This is a genomic window from Nocardia sp. NPDC051756 (genome assembly GCF_040681495.1).
GTDB lineage: Bacteria > Actinomycetota > Actinomycetes > Mycobacteriales > Mycobacteriaceae > Nocardia.
The window spans coordinates 480,526-505,384 of record NZ_JBFAYV010000003.1 but is presented as its reverse complement, the minus strand read 5'-3'; the positions used below and the strand labels follow the sequence as shown (position 1 = coordinate 505,384).

The 24,859-nt window shown below is 67.8% G+C and carries 25 protein-coding genes; 15 read left to right on the top strand and 10 right to left on the bottom strand.

Annotated features, from left to right (window positions below; translation table 11 throughout):
* Positions 1-2 precede the first annotated feature (2 nt).
* A complete protein-coding gene (locus AB0M22_RS14005; protein ID WP_364725344.1) occupies positions 3-527 on the bottom strand; it encodes a hypothetical protein in 525 nt (174 codons plus the stop codon).
* A 110-nt stretch (positions 528-637) separates the two neighbouring features.
* Between AB0M22_RS14005 and AB0M22_RS14000 the strand changes: the two genes are divergently transcribed.
* The 12 genes from AB0M22_RS14000 to AB0M22_RS13945 all read left to right on the top strand — a co-directional run bounded on the left by AB0M22_RS14000 (position 638) and on the right by AB0M22_RS13945 (position 11,517).
* Positions 638-1,243, top strand: coding sequence for a hypothetical protein (locus AB0M22_RS14000; RefSeq protein ID WP_364725341.1), 606 nt, complete (start codon positions 638-640; stop codon positions 1,241-1,243).
* Positions 1,244-1,432: 189 nt separating this feature from the next.
* Positions 1,433-2,251 carry an ABC transporter permease gene (locus AB0M22_RS13995; protein ID WP_364725338.1) on the top strand — a complete coding sequence of 273 codons (819 nt, stop codon included), beginning with the start codon at positions 1,433-1,435 and terminating at the stop codon, positions 2,249-2,251.
* Positions 2,251-3,102 carry an ABC transporter permease gene (locus tag AB0M22_RS13990; protein WP_364725335.1) on the top strand — a complete coding sequence of 284 codons (852 nt, stop codon included), beginning with the start codon at positions 2,251-2,253 and terminating at the stop codon, positions 3,100-3,102. Before AB0M22_RS13995 ends, AB0M22_RS13990 begins: the two co-directional genes overlap by 1 nt.
* Positions 3,103-3,105: 3 nt before the next feature.
* Complete coding sequence (locus AB0M22_RS13985) at positions 3,106-4,236, top strand: MlaD family protein (RefSeq protein ID WP_364725332.1); 1,131 nt, start codon at positions 3,106-3,108, stop codon at positions 4,234-4,236.
* Positions 4,233-5,237 (top strand): MCE family protein, encoded by a 1,005-nt coding sequence (locus AB0M22_RS13980; RefSeq protein ID WP_364725329.1) that lies wholly within the window; start codon positions 4,233-4,235, stop codon positions 5,235-5,237. Before AB0M22_RS13985 ends, AB0M22_RS13980 begins: the two co-directional genes overlap by 4 nt.
* Positions 5,234-6,247, top strand: a complete 1,014-nt coding sequence (locus tag AB0M22_RS13975; protein ID WP_364725326.1) for an MlaD family protein — start codon at positions 5,234-5,236, stop codon at positions 6,245-6,247. Before AB0M22_RS13980 ends, AB0M22_RS13975 begins: the two co-directional genes overlap by 4 nt.
* The gene (locus AB0M22_RS13970; RefSeq protein ID WP_364725323.1) at positions 6,241-7,410 is read left to right on the top strand and encodes an MlaD family protein; all 1,170 of its coding nucleotides are present in this window, start codon (positions 6,241-6,243) and stop codon (positions 7,408-7,410) included. Before AB0M22_RS13975 ends, AB0M22_RS13970 begins: the two co-directional genes overlap by 7 nt.
* Positions 7,407-8,558 (top strand): MlaD family protein, encoded by a 1,152-nt coding sequence (locus tag AB0M22_RS13965; RefSeq protein ID WP_364725320.1) that lies wholly within the window; start codon positions 7,407-7,409, stop codon positions 8,556-8,558. Before AB0M22_RS13970 ends, AB0M22_RS13965 begins: the two co-directional genes overlap by 4 nt.
* On the top strand, positions 8,555-9,505 hold the full coding sequence (locus AB0M22_RS13960) for an MlaD family protein (RefSeq protein ID WP_364725317.1): 951 nt from the start codon (positions 8,555-8,557) through the stop codon (positions 9,503-9,505). The genes AB0M22_RS13965 and AB0M22_RS13960 overlap by 4 nt, the downstream gene beginning before the upstream one ends.
* A gap of 22 nt (positions 9,506-9,527) precedes the next feature.
* Positions 9,528-10,160, top strand: coding sequence for a hypothetical protein (locus AB0M22_RS13955; protein WP_364725314.1), 633 nt, complete (start codon positions 9,528-9,530; stop codon positions 10,158-10,160).
* Between the two features lie 197 nt (positions 10,161-10,357).
* Positions 10,358-10,867 (top strand): hypothetical protein, encoded by a 510-nt coding sequence (locus AB0M22_RS13950; RefSeq protein WP_364725311.1) that lies wholly within the window; start codon positions 10,358-10,360, stop codon positions 10,865-10,867.
* Between the two features lie 17 nt (positions 10,868-10,884).
* The gene (locus AB0M22_RS13945; protein ID WP_364725309.1) at positions 10,885-11,517 is read left to right on the top strand and encodes a hypothetical protein; all 633 of its coding nucleotides are present in this window, start codon (positions 10,885-10,887) and stop codon (positions 11,515-11,517) included.
* 56 nt (positions 11,518-11,573) lie between these two features.
* On the opposite strand, the gene AB0M22_RS13940 is transcribed toward AB0M22_RS13945, so the two are convergent.
* The 5 genes from AB0M22_RS13940 to AB0M22_RS13920 are packed head-to-tail and all read right to left on the bottom strand — an operon-like array spanning position 11,574 to position 17,052.
* Positions 11,574-11,720, bottom strand: a complete 147-nt coding sequence (locus AB0M22_RS13940; RefSeq protein WP_364725306.1) for a hypothetical protein — start codon at positions 11,718-11,720, stop codon at positions 11,574-11,576.
* 43 nt (positions 11,721-11,763) lie between these two features.
* Positions 11,764-12,360: an SRPBCC family protein gene (locus tag AB0M22_RS13935; RefSeq protein WP_364725303.1), complete on the bottom strand. Its 597-nt coding sequence runs from the start codon at positions 12,358-12,360 to the stop codon at positions 11,764-11,766.
* A complete protein-coding gene (locus AB0M22_RS13930; RefSeq protein WP_364725300.1) occupies positions 12,357-14,951 on the bottom strand; it encodes an SDR family NAD(P)-dependent oxidoreductase in 2,595 nt (864 codons plus the stop codon). The genes AB0M22_RS13935 and AB0M22_RS13930 overlap by 4 nt, the downstream gene beginning before the upstream one ends.
* 3 nt (positions 14,952-14,954) lie before the next feature.
* Positions 14,955-15,935, bottom strand: coding sequence for an SDR family NAD(P)-dependent oxidoreductase (locus tag AB0M22_RS13925; RefSeq protein WP_364725297.1), 981 nt, complete (start codon positions 15,933-15,935; stop codon positions 14,955-14,957).
* Positions 15,936-15,951: 16 nt separating this feature from the next.
* Positions 15,952-17,052 (bottom strand): alpha/beta hydrolase fold domain-containing protein, encoded by a 1,101-nt coding sequence (locus AB0M22_RS13920; protein ID WP_364725294.1) that lies wholly within the window; start codon positions 17,050-17,052, stop codon positions 15,952-15,954.
* 119 nt (positions 17,053-17,171) lie between these two features.
* Here AB0M22_RS13920 and AB0M22_RS13915 point away from each other — a divergent pair, with 119 nt between their 5' ends.
* Together AB0M22_RS13915 and AB0M22_RS13910 are read left to right on the top strand one after the other, a co-directional pair.
* The gene (locus tag AB0M22_RS13915) at positions 17,172-18,083 is read left to right on the top strand and encodes an SDR family NAD(P)-dependent oxidoreductase (RefSeq protein ID WP_364725292.1); all 912 of its coding nucleotides are present in this window, start codon (positions 17,172-17,174) and stop codon (positions 18,081-18,083) included.
* Between the two features lie 31 nt (positions 18,084-18,114).
* A complete protein-coding gene (locus AB0M22_RS13910) occupies positions 18,115-19,083 on the top strand; it encodes a DUF5996 family protein (protein WP_364725290.1) in 969 nt (322 codons plus the stop codon).
* A 1-nt stretch (position 19,084) separates the two neighbouring features.
* Here the strand turns inward: AB0M22_RS13910 and AB0M22_RS13905 are convergent, their stop codons facing one another.
* The 4 genes from AB0M22_RS13905 to AB0M22_RS13890 all read right to left on the bottom strand — a co-directional run bounded on the left by AB0M22_RS13905 (position 19,085) and on the right by AB0M22_RS13890 (position 23,547).
* Positions 19,085-20,209: a nitronate monooxygenase family protein gene (locus AB0M22_RS13905; protein ID WP_364725287.1), complete on the bottom strand. Its 1,125-nt coding sequence runs from the start codon at positions 20,207-20,209 to the stop codon at positions 19,085-19,087.
* A gap of 229 nt (positions 20,210-20,438) precedes the next feature.
* Positions 20,439-21,794, bottom strand: a complete 1,356-nt coding sequence (locus AB0M22_RS13900) for a wax ester/triacylglycerol synthase family O-acyltransferase (protein WP_364725285.1) — start codon at positions 21,792-21,794, stop codon at positions 20,439-20,441.
* Positions 21,795-21,926: 132 nt separating this feature from the next.
* Positions 21,927-22,580 carry a methyltransferase domain-containing protein gene (locus AB0M22_RS13895; protein ID WP_364725282.1) on the bottom strand — a complete coding sequence of 218 codons (654 nt, stop codon included), beginning with the start codon at positions 22,578-22,580 and terminating at the stop codon, positions 21,927-21,929.
* Positions 22,581-22,587: 7 nt separating this feature from the next.
* The gene (locus AB0M22_RS13890; protein WP_364725280.1) at positions 22,588-23,547 is read right to left on the bottom strand and encodes a DMT family transporter; all 960 of its coding nucleotides are present in this window, start codon (positions 23,545-23,547) and stop codon (positions 22,588-22,590) included.
* Between the two features lie 168 nt (positions 23,548-23,715).
* Between AB0M22_RS13890 and AB0M22_RS13885 the strand changes: the two genes are divergently transcribed.
* Positions 23,716-24,858: a N(5)-(carboxyethyl)ornithine synthase gene (locus AB0M22_RS13885; RefSeq protein WP_364725277.1), complete on the top strand. Its 1,143-nt coding sequence runs from the start codon at positions 23,716-23,718 to the stop codon at positions 24,856-24,858.
* The last annotated feature ends 1 nt before the right edge of the window (position 24,859 follow it).

The following is a 24,859-nucleotide window of genomic DNA, read 5'->3' as shown; positions in this document are numbered from 1 at the left end:
GTCTACTTGCAGGCCGGAGATTTGTAGTCGGTCTGCGCGAGAATCCCGCAGATCTCGTTCTTCGGGATCTTCCAATCTCCGTGGTCCGCGGCGAGATTCAGCGGCGCCGAGCGCCGGTTGCCGTTGCCGTCCTTGTCCAGCCAGAACTCGGCCTCCAGGATGTCGCCGTTGAGCTGCACCGAATCGGCGACCACGCCGAAGCGGGCATTCGGGTTCTCCGACATCGCTTTTCGCAATTCGGTGAGATCGCCGCGGAACGCCTCGCCGCCCTGCACGACGGCCAGGCGGGCGTCGTCGGCGACCTCGCCCTTGCCGAAGAGGTCCTGAAGCTTCTTGTCCAGCTCCGCCGCCGTCAGTGGCTTCGGCAGTCCCGAACCGGCCGCGGTGCTCGCGGCCGTGGTGGTCGGCGCGACGGTGATGGTGATGTCGCTGCTGCGCACATTGCCGGTGCCGCATGCGCCCAGCGTCAGCGACAGCGTCGCTCCGGCGATCGCCAGCGGGAAGAGGGCCTTCATCTTGGCTTTCATTCGATATCCACCTGTGCTTGCGGGAGCTGATTGCGTCATCGCGGAGTCTGAGTCACGCTATGGTAGCAATTGTCTGGGACAGTTCGCTGAAAATGCTCCGAGGAGGGGTTGTGGACGAGCGTCGATCGGCCTTCGCCTACGGTGTTGCCGCACTGGTTGCCGCGGCGTTGGTGGGCGGCGGCATCGGCTTCGCCGGCTACTTCCGCACCCATCTGGGCGCACCGCCGCAGATCGTGATTGTTGCCGGGGCGTCGCCCGCGGCAACGACCGCCGCGCCGTCCTCGACGCGCGTCACGACAACGACCGCGCCGACGCCCGCCGTTGTGGCCGAACCGATTCCGCCGTCCCGGCCGGACAGCGCTGCCTATACCGCGGTGGTCCCCGACGGCCTGCCGGGCTTCGCGAATCCGTCGGCCAACCATTACGGCTGGTTCGGTGGCGATGGCGTCTCCGCGCGATGCGACGAGTGGAATCGCGCACAGATTGTCGGCATGACCGCGCAGACGCTCTTCGTGGTCTGCGCGGGGCCGAGTGGTTGGTACTTCAAGGGTTTCGAGCTTGCGAGTTCGACGCCGATTCGCACGGACGCGGCCCGATCGGGCGCCGGCATCGTGAGTTCGGGCGACGGTTCGGCTATCTCCCTCACTCGGGACACGTTGACTCTGAACGGATCCGACGCACAAGCGGTAGTCGCGTGGTGGACGCCGGACGGGTGAGGGCAACGGAGTCGGCGAAACCGTGTACGGAGCGGTACAACGCACGATAGTCTGTCTCAGACGGTTGATTGGCGGGTGTTCGGCAATGCAGAATTCGAATCGACGTAAGACCTCTCGCAGATGAGCGCGCCGACGATCCAGCCGGACAGCCAGAATCCGCAAATCACTGTGTCGCAACCTATTCCGGCAGTGGTCAGACTGGTCCTCGCCCTGATCTCCTGGGCCTGGCACACCCTGCTCGGCTCCATCGGCACCTTCGGCCGGTTGGTTTTACTCGCCGCGGACTCGACCACCGGCCTGATCCGCGACATCCTCGCGCTGCGTCATCCGTGGCGCGAGACGCTGACCCAGGCCTGGTTCATGATGAGCGTCTCCGGCTGGCCCGCGATCCTGATCGCGGTCCCGTTCGGCGCGATCATCCAGGTGCAGATCGGCTCGCTCGCCGCCCAGGTCGGCGCCACCTCACAGGCGGGAGCGGCCGGCGGACTCGGCGTGATTCGCCAAGGCGCGCCGATGGTTTCGGGCATTCTGCTCGGCGGCGCGGTCGGCGCGGCCATCGCCGCGGACCTCGGCGCGCGCACCATCCGGGAAGAGATCGACGCGATCCGCACGCTCGGCATCAACCCGAACCACCGGCTGGTCGCGCCGCGGCTGGCGGCGATGGTTCTGGTCGGGCCGCTGCTCTGCATCCTGATCGTGTTCGTCGGCATGTCGACGATCTACATGATGACCCTGGTGCAGGGCGGGGTGCCGGGCGCGTTCTTCAATTCGTTCGCGGCCTTCGCCGGCACCACCGATCTGATCGTCGCGATGGTCAAGACCATCATCTTCGGCGTGCTGGTGGTCTTCGTCGCCAGCCAGCGCGGCTTCGAGGCGCAGGGCGGGCCCAAGGGCGTCGCGGACTGCGTCAACGCCACCGTGGTGATCGGCATCATGACCACCTTCGCCGCCAATGTGCTTATTACCCAGCTGTTGTCGATCTGGCTGCCGGACAGCATGGGGTTCTGATGGGTTACCTGCCGCCTCGCCTGGTCCGCCCGTTGGAGCGGGCCGCGAATGCCGTCGTCCCGGTGGTCGCGCTCGGCCACCAATTCGCCTTCGCCTACCACGTGCTGAAGGCCATCCCGCGCACGCTGACCCGCTACCGCCGCCAGATCGGTGTCGTGTTCATGGATATCGGCTGGGGCAACGGCCGGATCATCGTGGGCGGCGGCACCGTCGGCGTCGTGGTGTTCATGGGCCTGATGACCGGGGCGATGATCGGCATCGAGGCGTTCCGGATCCTGGACATGCTGAACATGGGTCCGCTGGTCGGTTTCATCTCGTCCTTCGCGAACACCCGCGAGCTGGCCCCGCTGATCGCGGCCATCGCCTTCGCCGCCCAGGCGGGCTGCCGGATGACCGCCGAGATCGGCGCGATGCGCATCTCCGAGGAGATCGACGCGCTGGAAGCGACTGCGGTGGAACCGATTCCGTTCGTGGTGACGACCAGGGTGATCGCCGGCGTGCTGATCATCGTCCCGGTGTACCTGGCGTCGCTGGCGTGCAGCTATTTCGCCAGCGCGCTGTTCATCAAGGTGATCCACGGACAGGCCGGCGGCACCTACGACCACTACTTCGAGGCGTTCCTGGAACCGAAGGACATTCTGCTGTCCCTGTTCAAGGCGGTCGTGTTCGTCGTCGTGATCATTCTCGTGCACTCCTACTTCGGCTACTACGCCTCGGGCGGTCCGGAGGGCGTCGGCGTCGCGTCGGGTCGGGCGATCCGGGCCAGCCTGGTCCTGATCATCGTGCTCGACCTGCTGCTGACCACCGCGCTGTGGGGCGTGCTCGTCAGCGATATTCGAATCACGGGGTAGCACATGGGGATTGCGAAGTATCAGGAGCTTTCCGGCCGCGGGCCCGGGCCGGTGACGTTGTTCGTCGGCGGGATCGTCGGCGGTGCCGTGCTGGCGGTCATCGCGTTGGTGTTCAGCACCTATGCCAAGGGCGGGTTCACCCCGCAGTTCCTGGTGAACGTCGAGGCCGCGCAGGTCGGCGAGGGTATCGCTCCCGGCGCGGACGTGAAAATGGACGGGTTGCGGATCGGCCGGGTGAGCCGCATCGAAAGTCGTGGCGCCAGTAAGCAATACCTACAGCTGTCGGTCGAGCCCGGTAGTGCGCCATACCTGGCCGACAACGTGCGGGCCAGATTCGTCTCCTCGAACACCCTGGGCATGACCGCGCTCGAGCTGTACTACCTCGGGCAGCGCGGCACCCTGCTGCGCGACGGCGCGACCATCACCCTGCCCGCCGACAGCCCGACGATCACCGTGACCTCGGTGATCCGCGCGGTCGGCGAACAGTTCGGCAAGATCGACACCGGCCCGGCCGGGCGGATCGGCGCGGTGCTCGCGTTCGAGGGCAGCGCGGACGGCATCGCCAAGATGTTCTCCACCGCAATCGAACTCGGCCGGATGAAGGTCGGCGATCAGATGCTCGTCGGCATCGATCCGCGGCCGATGTTGCGCGAAGGCGAGGCGGGATCGGCAGGCGTACTGCGCTTTTCGCAGGATCTGCTGGTCGGATTCCGGGCGCAGGCGGCGCGGCTGGACTTCCTGGTCAATCGGCACGACGACCTGGAGGCGATCGCCACCTTCGTCGCCAAGGTGATCGGCGACGTCATCAACATCTTCCCGCAGCCGGGATTCACCCAGGTGATCGACGCCCTGCTGAGCGCGCTCACCCCGGTGGCCGGTGGGGTGCACGGACTTACCGGCTTCTACCACCGAATCCCGTTGTTGCTCGACCAGATCGACAAGGCGTTCGTGGTCAATCCGGACGGGACGGTATCGCTACAGGTGCAGCTGCTACTCGCCAACCTGCCCTATCTGGCCGGCGATCCGAAGGTGGCTGCCGCTGGGCCGCAGCCGGCACCCGGCCTGCCTGCCATTCCTGGATTGCCATTGCCGCCAGGACTTTTCGGGAACATTCCGCAGGGAGGCGGTCGATGAAGCCGGTCCGTGCCGCCGCGCTGCGACTCGGCGTGGTCGTGGTGGTCATCCTGGTGATGGCGGCCATGCTGTGGACGGCGTTGCAGACGCCGGTGACCGAGCCGGTCCGCACCTACTCGGCGCACATCTCCGATGTCTCGGGCCTGCAGAAGGGCGCGGACGTCCGGATGGCCGGCGTGCAGGTCGGCAAGGTCACCGCGATCCAGCTCGACGGCACCGTGGCATACGTCGAGTTCACCGTCGCACGCAACCAGAAGGTCTACGACAACACCGAGGCCGCGGTGCTGTTCCAGTCGTTGATCGGCAACCGGTATCTCGCGCTGCAACAGATCGCGGTGCCGGGCAACGAGCTGCCGCCCGGGTCGACCATCCCGGTGCAACGCACGCACGGATCGTTCGACATCTCCGAGCTGTTCGACGCGATCCGGCCCATCTTCGCCACCCTGTCCAGCGGTTCGGTGGACCAGTTCCTGGAGAACCTGCTGCTGGTGGTGTCCGGGGACGGGCGCGGGCTCGGGCCGGTGATGGACAGCCTGGACCGGATCATCGGGGTCGCGTCCGGGCAGGAGCCGCTGGTCATCCTGCTGGCGGACAACCTCGCCTCGATCGTGCACCGGTTCGAGGGGCAGTCGCCGAAGATCGACCAGATGCTCGATCAGGTGCTCGGCATGGTCGGGACCGTCTATGACCAGCTCGACCTGCTGCGCGACCTGCTCGCGCGCGCCGCACCGGGGATGAACGCCGCGATGCCGATGCTGGACAAGCTCGCCGGCGTCTATTACGACAACTTCGCCGGCGGGGAGCGGCTGTACAACCAGGTCCTCGGGCCGGAGCTGGTGACCTTCGTCCGGCAGCTGCTGGCCGCGGTGCCGCTGGCCGCGCGTTCGCTGAACGGGCTGCTGCTCGAACCGAAAGCAGGCGAGCGCTGGAGTTGTCTTGCCGGACTGCCCATTCCGAGCTCGATCATGCTCGGCACCGAGCGGATGGAGGCCTGCAAGTGAAAGGACTTGTCACACACGGACGTAGCGCGGAGCTACAGCGGCGGTTCGAGTTCCGGATCGGCATCGCCGCGATCCTGCTCACCGTGGGGGCACTGGTCGTCGCGGTCGGCGCCTACGTTATTCCGTTCGGGGAGAACGTCTATCGGGCCGACTTCGCCGATTCCGGCGATCTGCGGGCCGGCGACGACGTGCGGGTGGCGGGCATCTCGCTCGGCAAGGTCCGCAGCGTCACGCTGGTCGACGACCACGCGGAGATCGCCTTCGGCCTCGACCAGGCGGTGCGGGTGGGTGTCGATTCCCGGCTGCGGATCAAACTGCTGACCCCGGTCGGCGGTCGCTACCTGTCGGTCGAGCCCGCGGGTGCGGGCACGGCGGCGGGCAAGATCATTCCCCGCGCTCACACCAAAACCCCTTACGACCTGGCCGCGGCCATCGAGGAGACGGTGCCCGCGCTCGGGCAGCTCGATGTCGGCAAGCTGCGCGAGACCATCGCGAAGCTGTCCGGCGCGTTCGACGAACAGCCGGTCGCGTTGAACCAGATCCTCACCAGCGTCAACCGCCTCTCGGCCATCGTGGCGGCGCGCAAGCAGGAGTTCGAGCGCGCGCTGAAGGTCGCCGAGGAGTACGTCACCACCGTGCTGAACAAGCTGGACCGGATCAGCCTGGCCGGCGAGCAGGTGCTCGGCCTGTACCGCGTCGTGGCGGCGAACCGGGATGAGCTGATCACCCTGGTCGCGCAGATCCGCCGCGCATTCGACTATGTGACACCGATTTTCGCGGCGGTGGACAACCTGGCCGGTCCGCCGCTGGAGCAGCTGTACGACGCGATCGACAAGAGCGTCGCGGAGCTGATGCGGAACAAGGGCTCGCTGGACGGCCTCGATCAGAACCTGCGCTCCCTGCTGGAGTGGTTTGCGAAGAACAGCGACAACCCGTACGTCCGGGTCGATCATTCCGGTGCCGTCGTCACCGATACCCCGCTGTGCCCGCAAGGCAGGCCGGGATGCTGAGGGGACGGACCGCGATGCGGTGGATGTCGTTGGCGCGCAACTGGTCTCCGCGGGTGAAGATCGCGCTCGCGGTGATCGCGATCGTGATGGGACTGGTGGTCGCGGTCACCGGCAAGCAGTACCGCGACTCCTACACCGCGCCGCTCACGGTGTGCGCGGAGTTCCGCGACGCGGTCGGCCTGTACCCGGGGAACAAGGTGACCATGCTTGGTATTCAGGTCGGCAGCGTGGTCGACATCGAACCGCGGACCGAGGGCGTGACCGTCCGGCTGACGGTGGATCGCGCGGTGCGCCTGCCCGCGAATCTCGGCGCGGTGACCATCGCCAATTCGATCGTCACCGACCGTCGCGTCGAACTCGGCCCCGCGTATACCGGCGGCGGCACCTTCGACTACCGAACCTGTATTCCGCAGGCGCGCACCAAGACTCCGGTCGGCTTCAGCGAGGCGATGCGGGCGGTGGCGAGTCTGTCCGAGGATCTCACCGGCACGCCGCACGACGCACCGCTGCAAGCCGCGGCACCGGACGTGCTCGGCGATTCGCTGGCCCGGATCGCCCGGCAGGTCGACGACAGCGCGGTACCGCTCAACGGCGCGATCAAGAACGTGTCCGAGGTGCTCGGCGACTCCGCGGCGGGCGCGAACTACCTGGTCGGCGCGGTGCTCAAGGAGCTACGCAAGATCAGTCAGGGCCTGGATCAGGGCAGCGACGATCTGAACTTCCTGCTCACCGCGGTGACCGACGCGACGAACATCGCCAACCGGGTGATCCCCGACATCACCGCGATCATGCACGACGTCGGGGTCTGGGTGCCGCCCATCGCGAATCTGATCGCCTACAAGTGGGGCAGGTTGATCCTGCTCGTCGCCGACGGCGCGTTCCCGGTGATCTTCCAAATGCTCGACCACACAGACGGTTTGGTGCAATTCCTGCAAGGCATTCCGCCCGCGGTGCAGGGCGCGATGCGCCTGTTCGACCAGAACCTGGGCGCGGGCAAGCTGCAATACGTGCCGCCGAGCGTGCGGATCGACAGTGCGCTGGCCCGCGACGTCTGTTCGATGGCCGCACCCTGGTACCCGCCGTGCAACCGGGATTTCGCGCCCGGCCAGACGATGGACCTGGGCATGGTGCAGTTGCTGCTCGCAGCCGGGGGCCGGCGATGACGCGGCCGCTGCGGGTCGCCGCGCTGCTCGCGCTGGCGGTCGCCCTGGTCACCGGGTGTGCGGTGCGGCCGATGGATATGCCGTTGCCGGGCACCAGATACGGCAAGCCGACGTATCAGGTGCGGGTCGAGTTCAGCAATGTGCTGACGCTGCCGTTGCGCACCCACGTCGAACTCAACGGCGCGAAGGTCGGTCTGGTCGAATCGGTCAGCGTCCGGCCCGCGCCGAACGCGCACGTGCCGAGCCTGCCCGCGGACAAGCAGCCGTACTACCAGGCCGGCGCGGTGCTGGTGATCGACAAACAGGTCGTGCTGCCGGTGGAGACCAAGGTGGAGATGGCACAGGGGACGCTGTTCGGCGACACCTTCGTCAAGCTGAGCATCCCGCCGCAGACCTCGGGAAAGACCCTGGCGCAGGGTGACACGATCCCGATCACCCAGACCAAGCAGGCCGTGAACGTCGAGGACTACATGACCGCGGTGGTCGGCTGGGTCACCGGCGGCAACGTGCCGTATGTGCAGAACTTCGTGAGCAGCATCAACCAGGCCTTCCCCGCCGAGCCCGGTGATTTCAAGGAGTTCATGGCGAAGACGGCCGTCGCGCTCGAACGCATCGGCCAGTCCACCGCGCAGCTGAGCGCGATGCTGAACAACGCCACGGCGGTGCTGGACACCCTGGGCCACGCCGATGATGTCTGGCGGCTGATCTTCGACGGTGCGCCGGTGCTGCTCGGCGTGGTGGGCCGGGTGCTGCCCCAGGTGTTGTACTTCGTCGACGCCATCCGGGACCTCGCTGGCTATGCCAACGACAGCCTGGTCGACCCGAATAATCCCACGACGGGCGCGCGGACCGCGGCGGTCCATCGGTTCCTCGACGTGTGGACCCCGCTGGCACAGGCCATCATCGCCGCGCCCAACCAGTTGCCGCGCACGCTCGGCGCGGTCGACGCGCTGCTGGAGAACAAGGTGATCCCGTTCCTGTCCGCGCGGGGGCGGCCGTACCTGACGATCAGCGATGTCGTGCCGCAGACGCCGCCGGACGCGCTCACCGGCGATCCGGTCGCGGACGCGCGCATCGTGGCGGCGAACGAGCAGGCGTTCCGCGATCGGGTGACGCCGGTGCTGCGCTTGGTGGGGTTGGTGCGATGAGCAAGCTACCAGGCTCCGCGCTCGGCATGATCGCGATGGCACTGGCCGCGACCGTGTACCTGGCCTACGGCGTCTTCGATTTCTCGTTCGGGGAGAAGACGATTCGGCTGACCGTCGAGCTGCCGAGCTCCGGCGGGTTGATGCAGACCTCGCCGGTCACGTTGAACGGCTTGCAGATCGGGCGGGTGCGCACGCTGGCCAAGTCCGAGCACGGCATCACCGCCGAGCTGGCGGTGCAGGCCCGGCATCGGATTCCGGTGGATTCGACGGTGACGGTGGCGAATCTGTCCGCCGTCGGCGAGCAGTACCTCGACTTCGCGCCGAAAACCGCTGCGGGACCCTATCTTTCCGATGGGTCGCGGGTGAGCGGCGATCGGGTGGTGCAGCCGCTGACCATCGCGCGTTCGCTCGGCGGCATCCAAGGGGTGCTGTCCCAGATCCGGGCCGACGACATCAACGCCATCCTGGCCGGGGCGGATGTGGCGGTCGCGGATGTCGGGCCGAGCATCGAGAAGCTGGTGCGGTCCGGCAGCATGTTCGCCACCACGCTGCGGCAGAACCGCGAGCTGATCCAGCGGGTGCTCGGGTTCCTCAGCTCCGCCGCAGCCGAATCATCCGGTGACCAGCTGGAATTGAGCCGGGCGGCCGCCGAACGGCTCGGCCGCACGCTCGGCGCGGAGTTGCCGGTGCTGCTGGACGAGGTGATCGGCGTGGTCGAGTCGAGCGGCGGCACCGAGGTCATTCCGTTCATCCCATTGGCGCAGCGCATCATCCGGTATCTGACCGTGCTGATCGGCAAGGGCGGCCCCGCGCTCGAGGTGCTGCGGCCGATCCTGTTCGACCCGCTCGAAGGGATCGATCTCGACGTGAACAAGACGATGGACGCGTTGCTCGCCGCGTTCCCGGACGGCAAGGGCTTCCGGGTCCTCGTGGACATTCCGCGCTAGGTCACGGACGAAAGGTGCGGAGATGAACTGGCGAACACGCTGGGAACAGTGGAGTGACAGGGGAATACAGGTTCCGCTGCTCGCGCTGGCGGCCGTCGCGCTGGTCGTCGCCTGTGCGCTCGGCTTCCTCGGCTATCGGGCCTGGGATCTGTCCGACCGCAACGCCGACCTGGCCGGGACGCTGGCCGACCTCCGCCGCAACGCCGCCGACTGTGCCGCCGCGGTGGGGGCAGGCACCGAATTCCTGTTGGCGGCCAACAACTTCGACTACCGCCAGCCGGAGGAGTGGACGAAGAAGCTCGCCGACCGCAGCACCGGGCCGATCCACGACTACTTCGCCAATGCCCAGGTGCAGCGGGACAACGCCGAACTCATCAAAGCCGCCAAGGTGCAGAAGCACAGCACCGTCGCCGACGCGGCGTGCGCCGTGCACACCGACAAGGCGATTCGGGTGACGGCTCAACTCGCCGAGACCACGCAGAACTTCCAGATCACCGACCCGGTCAAGACGACTTCGGCGGTCTGGGTGGAAATGACTCAGGAGAACGGCAATTGGAAGGCCGCGGACTCCGGTCGTGGCGACCAATCCCTCGTCGGTGACGCACTCGCCACCCAGCCCCCGGGCCCACCGGCGGCCCCAGCCCCACCCCGTTGAGGAGGTCGACGCCGAATATGCCGACAGAACAGGATCATCCGGCCGTTGGTGCCGCCGCGACGGGCAGCGATGTCGCCGCATCTCGGGACGAAGCTTCTTGCCCTACGCGGCGTAAACGCCGGGGCAGCAGGAAGATTGCGCTGTCTCGGCTACGGGTTGTCGGTGCAGTCGCGGTTGCCGCGGTAACGCTGGGGCCGGTGGGTTATCTCTGCTGGCACACCGCAGGGGAGACGCGTGACGCCGCCGCCGAGGTGAGTTCGGCCGAGCAGCGGCAGGCGGATCAGCAGGCGGCGAGCGCGGCCGGGTCGGCGTTCCTGGCCACGATGTTCACCGTCGACAGCACCAGCATGGCCAAGTGGGACAGCGCCGTGCTCTCCGCGACTACCGACGGCATGCACGCGCAACTCGGCCAGTGGCGGGCCGTACTGGAGAAACTGGTCGGGGCGCATACGGAAATGACCAGCAAGGTGCTGGATGTCGGGGTGCTCACGCAGTCCGACACCGCGATGACGCTGCTCGCCGTGATCGAGTCGACCGGCCGATCCGATCCGTCGGCCACACCGACGACGAACCAATCCGCCGCGATCGTCGATCTGACCAAGGTCGGTGACCGATGGAAGGTCGAGCGATACGGCCCGGCGGGCGGCGCGGATCAACCCGCGCCGAATCCGGTTGCGCCACAGCCGCCACCACCCCCTCCACGTTGACGAGAAGGATGAATTCGATGGGAAATGAAGCGAATTCGGCGAAGGCGCGCAGGAGATGGACGCGCCTGCCGCTGTCCGCGATCCTCGTCGCCGCGCTGGTGTGCGCGGTCGCCGCGGCGGGTCTCGGTTTCCTGACCTGGCGATACGCCTCGGACCGGAACGACTTGGCTGCGACAGCCGCGAATTACCAAGCGCAGTCGGCCGATCGCGCCGCCGGACTGGCCGCGGGCTCGGCGTTCCTCACGGCTGTCTATCGCGTGGACGCCGTGACCGACAAGGCGCTGCTGAAGTGGAACGACGCGGTGAACGCCGCCACTACCGACACGCTGCGCGAACAGCTGCGCCAGACCAAAGCCATCCTGAGCATGCTCACCGAGGCGGGCGCCACCATGACGGGCGCGGTCACTGAGGCGGCGATCGTCAGCCAGAACGACACGCTCGTCCGCCTGCTCGCGGTGGTCGACTTGACGGGCACCCTGCCGAACACCCCGGACCCGACCACCGGTTCGGTCACCGAGTACGTCGACCTGATGAAGGTCAACGGACAGTGGAAGGTGTTCGGGTATCAGGACATCGGCGCGAAGAACGGCGCGGGCCAGCCTGTCCCGGGATTGCCCGGTCTGCCGGCTGTGCCCGTTCCGGTTCGGTAGCGGCGGCCAGATCGACTGCGCAACAACACAGTCGGCGCGTCTGCGCGTGACCTAGCTCATCGATGCACGGCAGCAGAAGCGGCAATGATGAGCCCGGCCACGATCAGCACGGCCAGTACCGCGAGGATCACCAGATCCCGGCCCGCGGGCGCGTCCGAGCGCACCAGGTTCGGGCACTCGGGGGACTCGTGTGCCGAGTCCACACACCGACGATTCGCGCACGGGTACATGCCACCTCCGGATGAATCAGATGCGAGTGCTGAGCCCGCGCAGGCTCCATCGTGCCACCGGCCGCGCCAGCGGGGCGAACATCTGCAACGGCAGCAGTCCACCGAAGCGCGGATGCACGGCCAGCGTCCAGGTGAGCGTCGTGGCGCCGGAATCCGTTGCGCTGACGACGTATTCCTCGGCGATCGACTTCAGCACGAACGGCACCGACGATTTGGTCGCGGTCAGCGCGAGCCGATGCCCCTCCTCCCTGGCGATCACCTGCTCCTCGCCCGCGACGAGCAGACCGTCGAACACCCGGGTCGAACCGACGCCGCGCGCACCGTCGCGGTAGCGCATTCCGTTGATCAGCGGCAGCCAGGAGAACAGCCCGTTCGTGTCGAGCGCGGCCCAGACCCGAGCCGGCTCCGCATCGAACGTCCGCTCGGCGGTGACCACGAAAGCCGCCTTGTCCTCGACGAATGTGCGCAACGTACCCGCATGAATCGGCGTGAGCGGACTACCGCCACCCGCGAGCAGCGCCTTGGCCCAACGACGCGACACGACCAGCGCCCCCAGCCCCAGCGCCCCGCCGACCACGATCACTACGCCGACAATGATGAGAAAGGTTGTCATCCAGTCACTTCCATGGTTTTCGCGGCGGCGCTCTCGGCCAATTGCTTGCGGCGCAGCTTGCCGGTGGTGGTGCGGGGGAGTTCGGCGACGAACACGACCTCGCGGGGCACCTTGTAGCCCGCGAGATTTGCCTTGACGAAGGCTTGCAGCTCGCGTGCAGTCGGCTCGGCGTCCGCGGCCCGGACCACGAAAGCGACTAGGCGCTGGCCGAATTCGTCGTCCGGCACGCCGATCACGCCGACGTCGGCGAGCGCGGGATGGGCCAGCAGCAGGTCCTCGACCTCGGCGGGGAAGACGTTCTCGCCGCCGGACACGATCATGTCGTCGTCGCGTCCGTCGATGAAAAGCCGTCCCGCCGAATCGAAGTGCCCGACATCGCCGGTGCTCATGAAGCCGTCGACGAGTTCCTTACCGCTGCCGTCGCTGTAGCCGAGGAAGGTGAGCGGGTTCCGGTTGAAGATCCGGCCGGTCACGCCGCGCGGCACTTCCTGCCCCGCGTCATCCAGGATGCGCAGTTCGACCAGTCCGCGCGGCGGATATCCGACGGTGCCCGGCGCCGCGCGCAGATCGGCGGGTGTGGCCAGCGTGCACGGGCCGATTTCGCTTGCGCCGTAGGCGTTGTAGAGGATGTCGCCGAACTCGTCCATGAACGCGGTGGCGATCAACGGCGGCAACGGTGCCGCACCACACGGGACCGCGCGCAACGTGCTGTGCCCATACGAAGCGCGAACTTCACTGGGCAGGTCCATGATTCGCTTGAGCATCGTCGGCACCAGGCAGGCGACGCCGACCCGATACTGTTCGATATCGGCCAGCGTCTGCTCCGGCTCGAAGCGCTTGTGTAGCACCACCGGCGAGGTGAGCGCGAAACCGCTGACCAGCCCGAGCAAGCCGAACAGGTGATGCAGCGGCGGCGCGACCACCATCGGGCTGCCCGCCCGCGGCACCGCGCCGAATCGCGCCGCCTCCCCGATCGCCAGTGCCATGCTCGGGCGGGTCCGCCGCACGACCGCGACCGCATCCCGCAGCCCGAGCCGGCGCGGCGCACCCTTGGGTACCCCGGTCGTGCCCGCCGTGAGCAGCACCACCGACGCGTTGTAGGCGGGCCGGCGCACCCGCTTTCCGCCGACCACGATGAGCTGCTCCGAGGTCGGCGTCTCGGCATCGGAGATCAGATCCGCGCCCGGCGGACTGACCACCATCCGGGCTCCCGGATAGCCCGAGTCGGCCAGGCTCGGCTCGAATTCCGCGTCGTAGCAGAGCAATCCGATGTTTTCCCGTGCGAGCACCTGCCCGAGCTGCGGACCGGCGAACCCGTAGTTCAGCGGAATCACATCGGCGGAGAGCCGGGCGGCGGCGAACAACGCCTCGACGAACCCGCGATGGTTGCGGCACAGCACACCGACCCGGCTCCCCGCACCGATCTCGAACCGATCGCGCAGCGCCGCGGCCAAAGCCTCGACCCTGCTGTGCAATTCGCCCGCGGTGATCATGCCGTAGTCGTCGATGATCGCCGGACGTTCCGGGAATCGAGCGGCGAACAGCGCGAGCACGGTGGACAGCGCGGCACCTCCCTGCAATGCCGCGATGACCTGGGGCAGCCGGGTCAGCGGAAGCGTGCGATGCACGCCGCTCGCGCCGAGCTTGCCGAGCGCGGTGACCGAATCATCGAGGAAATGGGCGACCTGCTCGGCCTGCCCGATCGCCGCACCCACGCGGCCGTTCGGCCGGCTGGCCGGATTGGCGACCTGCACATACCGCGCTTTGGCTCGTTCACCTGCGCCTATGCTCTCCATCGCATACATGAGCGGCACTCCGGCACGCTCCCACCACGGCCGAATGGCCGTCGGACGATCCACGATCGCCCGGCACACCATGCTCGCGGCCTCCGCCGAACTCATCGCCGGGACATAGCGGAAAATCCGCGACGGCCCGAGCATCGGCGAGCGCACCAGCTGCAAATGGACGCTGGTCGAGGTGATCCCGTCGGCCCGCAGCTCCGGTCCCGCGCCGCGCAGCCAGGACAGGAACGCGGCCTTGGAGGCGACGTAGGCGGTCCATTCGATCGGCGGCATGTGCACCGCGACCGTGCTGACATTGACCAGATGCCCGGCGCCCCTGGCCCGCATCGCGGGCAGCAGCGTCATGATCAGCCGCACCGGGCCGAGATAGTTCACCATCGTGGTGTCTTCGTAGTTGTCGAAGCGCTCGGTCGACTCCGAGAGCCAGCGCCGGATCGACTTGCCCGCGTTGTGCACGATCACGTCGACGTGCCCGTGCTGCTCGAGCACGGCCTGGCCGAGGCGTTCGCAATCGGCCAGGTCGCTCAAGTCCGCCGGATAGACGTGCGCCACGCCACCGGCGTTCGTGATCTCGGTGCGCAATTCCTCCAGTAGATCGGCCCGGCGCGCGACGACGAGCACGGTGGCGCCCGCGGCGGCGAGGCGACGGGCACTGGCCCGGCCGACGCCGGACGAGGCGCCGGTCACCAGGATCACCCTGTCCCGCACCGCATTCGCGAGCCGGCGATCGCCGATGCCTGGGCTGGTCGCGCCGAGCGCGAGCCGGATCGGTCGGGGTAGTTCGGGCATGATTCAGCTCTCGACGATCTTCATGGGCTGCGGTGCGACACCGGAATCCGGTGGCACCCAGTAGGTTTGCAAGCCGCGCCGCCGCGGCATGCGGTCGACCGCGCGTTTGGCGAAGTCGATGGCCGCCGGATGATCGATCACCACTCGCGCGACGCGTTCCAGCTCGGGGCCGGAGACGATGCGCAGCGCGGTACGCGTCGTGCGCGGGAGCGCCCGTGCTATCCGATACCCGAGCCAGGCTTCCGGGCGCAGCGTCTTGACCGCCTCGTTCGCCGCGATCGCGGCGACGATCTTGTGTCCGGCCTTGTCCGGATGCATCCCCAGCACCGACATGCCTTTGGCGACGCCCTGCTTGCCGATGTCGATCTGGTCGGCGGTCACCGACGAAACCGATGCTGTCGCGGCGAGATTCGTCGCGATCAAGCCGGGGCACACCACCGTCACGCCGATGTTCTGGCCGGCCAGCTCGGCCCGCAAGGTCTCGCTGAAGTGCTTCACCGCGGCCTTGCTGATGCTGTACGGCGTGACGAACCGGACGGGCGCGAAGGCCGCCATCGACGAGACGTTCACCAGATGCCCGCCGGCGCCGCGCGCCACCATCTGCGCGCCGAAAATCCGGCAGCCGTGGACCATCGCCATCAGGTTGATGTCGATGATGCGCCGCAGGTCGTCGAGCGGAACGTCGAGAAACGCGCCGCCGACCACGATTCCGGCATTGTTGACCACCACATCCGGCACCCCGTGGTTGTCCCTGACGTAGGCGCCGAACGTCTCCAGCGCATCGGTATCGGCGACGTCGAGCGCATAGGGGTAGGCCACTCCGCCCGCCGAACGAATCAGCGCCACAGTCTCTTTCGCCGTCGCGAAGTTGATGTCGGCGACCATCACCTCCGCGCCCAGCTCGGCGAGCGCCTTGGCGGTGCCCCGCCCGATGCCGCTGCCCGCCCCGGTGACGACGGCGAGGCCGGGATAGAAGTCGGTCATCGTGTTCTCCTCGTACTCATGCCGCCGCGTTCCGGCGGAACAACCGCCGCAGTCCGCCGCGGTAGGCAACCGCGGTGCCGTTCAGCACCTGCTGATGGAAGGCGCCGATCTCGCGGAAGGCGGCCCGGCCCTCGGGCAGGATGTCGGCGCCGGCGACGAAGACGTGCGCCTGCCGATCCCAGATCTGTAGGCGGCAAGGAACTTCCGCCTCAGCGCACCGGGCGGCGAGCAGTTCGGCGTCGGCGAGCAGTACCTCGGTCGAGCCGACGAGGATGAGGGTCGGCGGCAGCCCGGTGAAGTCGTGGTTGACCGGTGACCAGGCCGGGTCGAGCGCGCCGTCGATCCGAAAGCCCAAGCGGGCGATCACATCCAAGCCGCGGATCGGAATCACCGGATCCAGCACGGCATTGGGGTGCGCGTACTTCCCGGCCGGATCGAGATCCCCCCACGGCGCGATGGCGGTGATGGCGCCCGGCACGGGCAGTCCGGCGTCGCGGGCGGCCAGTGTCACGCTGAAGGCCAGCCCGCCGCCCGCCGAATCGCCCGCGACGATGATCCGATCGCCGGCGAACCCGCGGCTCAGCAGGTAGCGGTAGGCGGCGAGACCGTCGGCGATGGTCTCGGTGATATGTGCTTGCGGCAGTTGGCGATACGCGACGCTCAGCACCGGCGCCCCGCTGGCCCGGGCGATCCGCGAGACGATCCGGCGATGCGTGCGCAGCCCGCAGGACATGAATCCGCCGCCGTGGAAGTAGAGGATCGCGCTGTCGGTGCGCATGCCGGGGTCCACGGTGTCGCGATGCCAGACCCATTCGCCGTCGAAGCCGTCGAACAGCACCGACCTGCGCCGCGTGCCCGCCACCGCGACCAGGGCCGCGGCGGGTGCATCGGTGTAACTGCTCACGGCGAACACCCGCTTGTCCTGAATGGGACCGTATTGTCCGGCGCGCGAAAGGGTTTCGAGGCTGCCGCGTACCGCCGCGAACAACAGCGGGTTGAGGATCCGCGAAATCGGACTGGCCCGGTTCGGGATTTCCACCGTGACGCTGGACCGGATCGGCCGGCCGTCCGGCAGTGGCATCCGCACAACGGCGGCGGGGGCGTTGGTCGAGGTCATATGCGGGTCCTCCAGGCGCGATCCCTGCGCGCTTCGGCATTGAGCGCGCCCAACAAAGTGTACACTGTCTCAGACAGTAGGAGCAGTCCTGCTGGCGGACCGCGAACAAGGGAAGTCACATGGCAGGCTTCGACAACGAGATTGTCGTCATCACCGGTGCGGGGAGCGGGATCGGCCGCGCGACCGCGCAACGCTTCGCCCGCCGGGGTGCCACGGTCATCGCCGCCGACATCGACAAGGAACGCGCGCTCGGCACCGTCGAATCGATTCTGGCCGAAGGGGATCGCGCGGTGCCCTATCAGGTGGACGTGTCCGACGCGGAGGCGATGGCGGACTTCGCCGACGATGTGTATGCCGTGCACGGGGTGGCGCGGATCCTGGTCAACAATGCCGGATTCACCACGGCCGGACCGTTTCTCGAGCACACCATCGAGGACTGGGACCGATTGATGGGCGTGAACCTGTGGGGTCTGGTCTACGGATCGACGTTCTTCGGCAGGCAGATGATCGAGGCGGGCGTCGGCGGCCGGATCATCAATGTCACCTCGGTCGCCGCCTTCACCCCGATCCCGCTGAGCACGCCCTACTGCACGAGCAAGGCGGCGGCCCAAATGCTCACCGAGGGTTTGCGATTGGAGTTCGCGGGCACCGGCGTCGGGGTGACCGCGATCTGCCCGGCGTTCGTCGACACCGGCTTCTACGACGCCGCGCGGCCCGTCGGCCTGGACGACGTCTCGGCCCGGCGCACCCGCAACATCGCCAAATACGCCGCCAAACTCGTCGCACACAGCCCCGAGACGATCGCGAAAACCATTGTGCGCGTTGCCGCCAGGAACCCGGCGGTGGTGCCGACCCCGATCGAGGCCCGTGCGCTCTACCTCGCCACCAGGGTGTCACCGGGCGGTGCCCGGCTGGCCGCCCGCCTGCTGAAGGTGGACGACCTGTCCGACCTGCTGAACCGGCTGGTCCCCGCCGCCGTGCTCGGCCGGATGGACCGCTTCCTGGACAAACGCCTCGGGTCGAGGGGCTAGCCGGTCGATCGGGCGGCGTACCGTTTCGTCCATGACCGTCTCATTCGAGCCGTTGCCCGCGATCCCGCTGGAATCCTGGCGACCGACCAAGGAGACACTGCACCGTTTCGCCCAGATCGTCGGCAAGGTGGCGCTGACCAAGGGCGTGCGGCGCAACCACTGGTGGCACATGACCTACCGACTCACCGCGCGCGGCTGGACCACCGTCCCGCTCGGCTCCGCGCGCACCGGACCGGTGTTCACCTGCGCGTTCGACTTCTTCGATCACGTGCTGCGGATCGCCACGGATCAGGGGATCCACGTCGAGATCGACCTCGTCGACCAGTCGGTGGCGACCTTCTACGGCGACGTGCTGAACGGGCTGCGCGACCTCGACATCGAGGTCGTCCTCGCGCATCCGCACCCGTTCGACCTGCCCGACGCGCGCCGCCCGTTCGAGGACGACGATGAACACCGGGACTACGACCCGGACAAGGCGCAACTGGCCTTCGGCGTGCAGAGCCAGGTCGGGCGGATACTCGAGGAGTTCAGCGCGACCTACTCGGGCAAGATCAGCCCGGTCCAATTGTTCTGGCACACCTTCGATATCGCGGTGCAGCGATTCTCGCCGCGGCACATCGAACTGCCCGAGACGGTGGATTCGGTGACCCGCGAGGCGTACTCGCGCGAGGTGATCAGCTCCGGATTCTGGTTCGGCGACGAGAAGGTGCCCGAACCGACCTTCTACTCCTACACCGCACCCGAACCGGCCGGCCTGGCCGAACGCGCGCTGACCCCGCCGGACGCGCACTGGGTCGCGTCCGGCTCGGGCCACTCGGCGTACTACGCCTACGACGCCGCCCGGCAGACCGCCGACCCGGTGGGCTCCGCCCTCGAGTTCTTCCAGTCCGTCTACGCGAACGGCGCCGAGCTGGCCGGGTGGGACACCGACCAGCTCACCTGCTGGGGCGGCATCACCGACCCGGTGCTCAAGCGCGGGACCGCGCCCTGGCCGGGCTGAGTTACAGGCCGCCGTTGAGCTTGTTGAGCCGATCGCAGGCCTCGACGTACTCCTGGATCAGCCGGTTCACCACGTCTGCGGACCGCTCGACCTTGGTCATCATGCCGACCACCTGGCCGACCGGATTGAAGTTCACGTCCTTGGCCGCTTCGGGATAGCGGTGACCGCGCTTGACCCCGTCCAGCGCGACCATCATCTGCAACGGCATGGGCAGCGGGTCGGGGGTGTCGGCCTGCTCCCAGGCGTCGGTCCAGTCGTTGCGCAGCATCCGGCACGGCTTGCCGGTCCACGAGCGCGAGCGCACGGTGTCGTGGCTGGTCGCGTCGATGTAGGTCTGCATCTGCGCGGGCGGCACGTTGGCCTCCTCGACGGTCAGCCACAGCGAGCCGGTCCACGCGCCCGCCGCGCCCATCGCCATCGCGGCGGCGACCTGGCGGCCGTTGCCGACCCCACCGGCCGCGAGCACTGGCAGATCGCCGACCGCGTCGATCACCTGCGGCCACAGCACCAGCGAGGAGATCTCGCCGCAGTGCCCGCCACCCTCGGTGCCCTGGCAGACGACGAAGTCCAGGCCGGCGTTCTTGTGATTGAGCGCGTGCTTCACCGAGCCGCACAGCGCGCCGATCAGCCGGCCGGAGTCCTGCACCTGCTTGATCACGTCGTCGGGCGGGGTGCCGAGGGCGTTGGCCACCAGCTTGGCCTTCGGGTGCCGCAGGATCACCTCGACCTGCGGGGCCGCGGTGGTCGCGGTCCAGCCGAGCAGCTGGTTGTGCCGCTCGCCGTCGGGCAGCGCGGGCACGCCGTGGTCGGCCAGGATCTTCTCCGCGAAATCGCGGTGGCCGTGCGGAACCAGTTCCGCCAGTTTGCTTTCCAGCTCGTCCGGGGTGAGGCCGTCGATACCCTTGCCCTCGTACTTGCTGGGGATCACCAGGTCGACGCCGTACACGCCGTGCACATGTTCGTCGAGCCAGGTGAGCTCCACCTCTAACTCCTCGGCGGTGAAGCCGACCGCACCGAGCACGCCGAGACCGCCGGCATTGCTGACCGCGGCCGCCACGTCGCGGCAGTGGGTGAACGCGAAGATGGGGAATTCGATCCCGAGCCGTTCGCAGATTTCGGTACGCATGGCGTGCTGGTCTCCCTCGCTGCCGCGCCGCCGCGAACGACGATCAGCAGCTTGTCCTAGAACGAGTTACATAGTTGTCCGCGGTGCGCGCCGGAGCATGCTCGGACCCCGACCCGTCGAATACGCCGCGGGCCGCAGAGATCGCCATGACACGGCCGCGGCGTCCTCGACTGGTCGGTGCACCATCACTCGACAGTAACACGTTCTAGTTTTGCTCGGCAGGGGTCTTTCAGACGGCGGCTTTCTCCAGCTCGCTCAGCGCGGTTTCCAGGTGGTCGAGCAGGCGCGGAAGTTCCGGAACGCTGCGCCGGCAGCCGACCAGGCCGAAGTCGAGATTGCCCGCGTTGGTGGTCAGCGTGATGTTCACCGCCTGGCCGTCGAACGGGATCGACATCGGGTAGGTGGCGTCGAGCCGGGCGCCGTTCCAATACATCGGTTCGCGCGGGCCGGGCACGTTGGAGATGACGATGTTGAACGCCGGATTGGTCAGCGGGACCAGGCCGGGCAGCAGGCTCAATGCGATGGGGCTGACCATCAGCGCGGACAGCGCCATGGTTTGCAGGCTGGACAGCGAGCTGTAGACGTCCTTGCTCTTGCGCATCGATTCGCTGACCACGCGTAGTCGGTCCAGCGGGTCGGCGATGTCGGTGCCGAGGTTGCACAGCACCGCGCCGACCTTCACGCCGTTGGTCTCCACGTCGTCGGCCGCGCGCAGCGACATCGGCACCATGGCGATCATCGGCTTGTCCGGCAACGCATCTCGCTCCACCAGGTAGGAGCGCAGCGCGCCGGCGGACATGGTGAGCACCACGTCGTTGACGGTCGAGCCGGTCGCCTTCTTCACCTGCTTGATCCGCTCCAGCGGCCAGGACCGGACCACGGTGCGGCGGGCGCCGCCGATCGGCACGTTGAACATGGTGCGCGGCGCCTCGAACGGCATGGTCAGCTGCTGCTGGAGCAGCACCTGCCGGGCGGTGCGCAGCAGCGTCGGCCCGGATGCGGCCGCGGACAACAGGTTTCGCGCTGCGCCGCGGAGGCCGGAGGAGGACTCGGGCGCGGGTTTGCGCGGCGTCCGCGGCAGGTTCCACGGGACCTTGGCCTCGACCGCGTTCGGTTCGCTGGTCAGCGTCCGCTGCATCACGCGTTGCGCGGAGACGCCGTCGATCAAGGCGTGGTGCATCTTCGAGTACACGGCGAAGCGGCCGTCGGCGAGGCCCTCGATGAGGTAGACCTCCCACAGCGGGCGGTGCCGGTCGAGCAGGTTGCTGTGCAGCCGCGACGCCAGCTCGACCAGCTGGTCCATCCGGCCCGGGCGCGGTAGCGCGAGCCGGCGGACGTGGTACTCGAGTTCGACGTCGTCCTCCCTGGTCCACGCCATCTGCGGCGCACCGAACAGGGTGGCCGGGCGTTTGCGGAAGGTGGCGTCGATCTCCTTGCAGGCCAGCAACTTCTCGAAGGTCTGCCCGGCGAAGTCGGGTCCGGCGTCGTCGGGGGCTTCGAACAGTTGCAGCGAGCCGACGTGCATCGGGTGTTCGCGGGATTCGGCGAGCAGGAAAACAGCATCAATGGGTGCAATGAGGTCCATGGTGTGGTCGCCCCCTGACGACAGGTGGTGGTTTGAATCGAATCGACCACGTTGTCGGGCGGGCCCGCGCGCAGCCATGAATCCTGCGCGACACCACTAAGTTACCTGGTCCGGACGGTCGCTGCGCGGTCTTTAGCGAAGCTTTGATACCAGTAAGTAGGCCTGCTGGAATCGTTCACCCGGATCCGGCTCCCGGATCATCCGCGTGTGCACCGTGAACCCGGCGTCCCGCAACAATGCGGCAAGTCGCTCGGGCGACCATCGGTAGGCGCGAGTCACCTTGTGGTCGAACGCTTCTACCGTGTCGGGTGCGTCGGTCGCGAAGAAGGCCAGTAGCGCGTGCCCTTCAACCTCGAGTACCCGATAGAACTCGGCCAACACATCCGGCATCCGTTCGGGCGGCAGATGGATGAACGAATACCAGGCGATGAACCCGCGCAAGCTGGCGTCATCGAGGGCCAGCTGTTCCATCGAACCCTCGTCGAAGGACAGCTCGGGATACTGCTGCCGGGCGAGGGCGATCATCGCCGGGGACAGATCGATGCCGAAGGCGGGCAGGCCGAGGGAGTTCAGGTGCGCGGTGAGTCTTCCTTCGCCACAACCGATGTCGGCCACGCCGCCCGAACTCCCGGCCGGCAGGAGTTCGGCGAACAGGGACAGCATGGCGCGGTCCTGCGGCTGCCTGGCGAGATGGTCCTTGGCGAATTCCGCGTACACCTCCGCGATGTCGTCGTAGGCGGTGCGGGTGCTGTCCACGTCGGCGGGGGCGTTCCGATTTCCAACCACCCCAACATCATCCACGTGGCGCGGCGCGATCCGTTTTCTGGCCGCGGTCGATCACCTCGCGGGTGATGGTGGCCGCCTCGGGCGCCGCGGGGGTGGTGCACAGGTCTTCCGCCGGCGTCTCGCGGGCGCGGGCGGTGCCGAGGATCGAGCCGAGAATCACCAGCGGAAAGCCGATCGCCATGCCCGCGGTGAGCGGTTCATCCAGCGCCGCGACGCCGAGCACGATGGCGACCGCGGGGTTGATGTAGGTGATCACGGTCGCGCGGGCCGGGCCGACCTCGGAGATGAGCGCGAAGAACAGCAGGAACGCGGCGGCCGTGCAGATCAGCGCGAGGCCGAGCACCGACAGCGTCGCGTCGGCGGGGTAGCTCGCCGGCCTGCGCAAGGCCGCGAACGGCGCGTAGACCACCGCGGCGATGATCAGTGACGCGGTCACCACGCCGAGCGGCGGCAGGTCGGCCAGCGCTCGGTTGATCACGATCGGGCCGACCGCGTATCCGATGGTGGTCAACGCGATGGCGCCGAGCGCCGCGGGGTTGGACAGGTCGATGTCGAGGCCCACCAGCGCGGCCACACCGGCGAATCCGACCAGCAACCCGGTGACGCGGCGGCGGTCGAAGCGGTCCTGGCCGAGCTTGGTCACGATGACCACCGCGATCAACGGGACGGCCGCGATCAGCAATCCGACGGTCGAACTGTTCAGCGTGGTCTCGGCGAATCCGATGAACAACCACGGCCCGACGATCTCCACCACCGTGTACAGCAGCAGCGGTCGCCACCTGCGGAACACCGGCCCTAATGCCTTGGTGTACAACGCAATCGGCAACAGCACCAGCGCGCCGATCAGGGTCCGGCCGAACGCGACCACCACCGGGTCGAAGTCCTCCACCGCGATCCGGATCATCGCGTAGGGCACGCCCCAGATCACGCCCATCGCGAGGAACAGCAACCAGCCGCGCCGCGTCATCGCACGACCGCCCGTCGGCACAGAACAATGGGGGAGGTGTGACTAACTGGCATGCTCCACTCGCTTTCGATCAAACGGGAGCTTAGACCGCAGATCGGATCATCCGACAGATCCACTTTTCGGGGCTTGGACCAGGCCACTTTTGTCTGCCACGCGTAGGCTCATTTGGTGAAGCAACTAACGATCGGTGTAGTAGCGACCTCCCGCAAAGAGGACGAGCACCGGTTGGCGATCCATCCGGCGCACCTGGACCGGATCGATCCCGGGCTTCGCGATCGCGTTTTCCTCGAGCAGGGCTACGGCGACCGATTCGGCTATACCGACGCGCACCTGGCGCCGCTGGTCGCCGGACATCGCACTCGCGCGGAGCTGTTCGACGAGTGTGACGTGCTGTTGATGCCCAAGCCGCTGGCCGAGGACCTGGAGACGCTGCGCCCCGGACAGGTCGTCTGGGGGTGGCCGCACTGCGTGCAGGACCGGCAGATGACCCAGCTGGCCGTCGACCGCGGGCTGACCCTGATCGCCTGGGAGGCGATGAATCACTGGACCAAGGAAGGCAATTTCAGCGTCCACGTCTTCCACAAGAACAACGAGCTGGCCGGCTACTGCTCGGTGCTGCACGCGCTGCAACTGCGCGGTTCCAGCGGCGACTACGGGCGCCGGATGCGCGCGGCCGTGATCAGCTTCGGCGCCACCGCCCGCGGCGCCGTGCGCGCACTCAACGCGCTCGGCATCAGCGACGTCACGGTGCTGACCCAGCGCAGCGTGTCCGCTGTCGCCTCGCCGTTCGCGTCGGTGCGGATGCAGCACTTCGAGCGTGACCCCGCGAACCCGAGCCGGACCCTCGCCCTGAAGGCGCCCGAGCCCGGACCGCTGGCCGAGGTGCTCGCCCAGTACGACGTGGTGGTCAACTGCATCCTCCAGGACACCGAGGAGCCGCTGATGTTCGTGGTGAACGAGGACCTACCGCTGTTCGCCCGCGGCACCCTGTTCGTCGACGTGTCCTGCGACGAGGGCATGGGCTTCGAATGGGCCCGCCCCACCTCCTTCACCGCCCCCATGTTCACCATCGGCGACGATCTGCACTACTACGCCGTCGACCACAGCCCCTCCTTCCTGTGGAACTCCGCCACCTGGGAAAACTCCGAAGCCCTGCTGGAGTACCTCCCCATCGTCATGGCCGGCCCCGACGCCTGGGACGGCAACGAAACCGTCCGCCGCGCCATCGAGATCCGCGACGGCCGAGTCCAGAACCTCCGCATCCTCTCCTTCCAAAACCGCGCCGCCGCCTACCCCTACGCAGTCGTTTAAC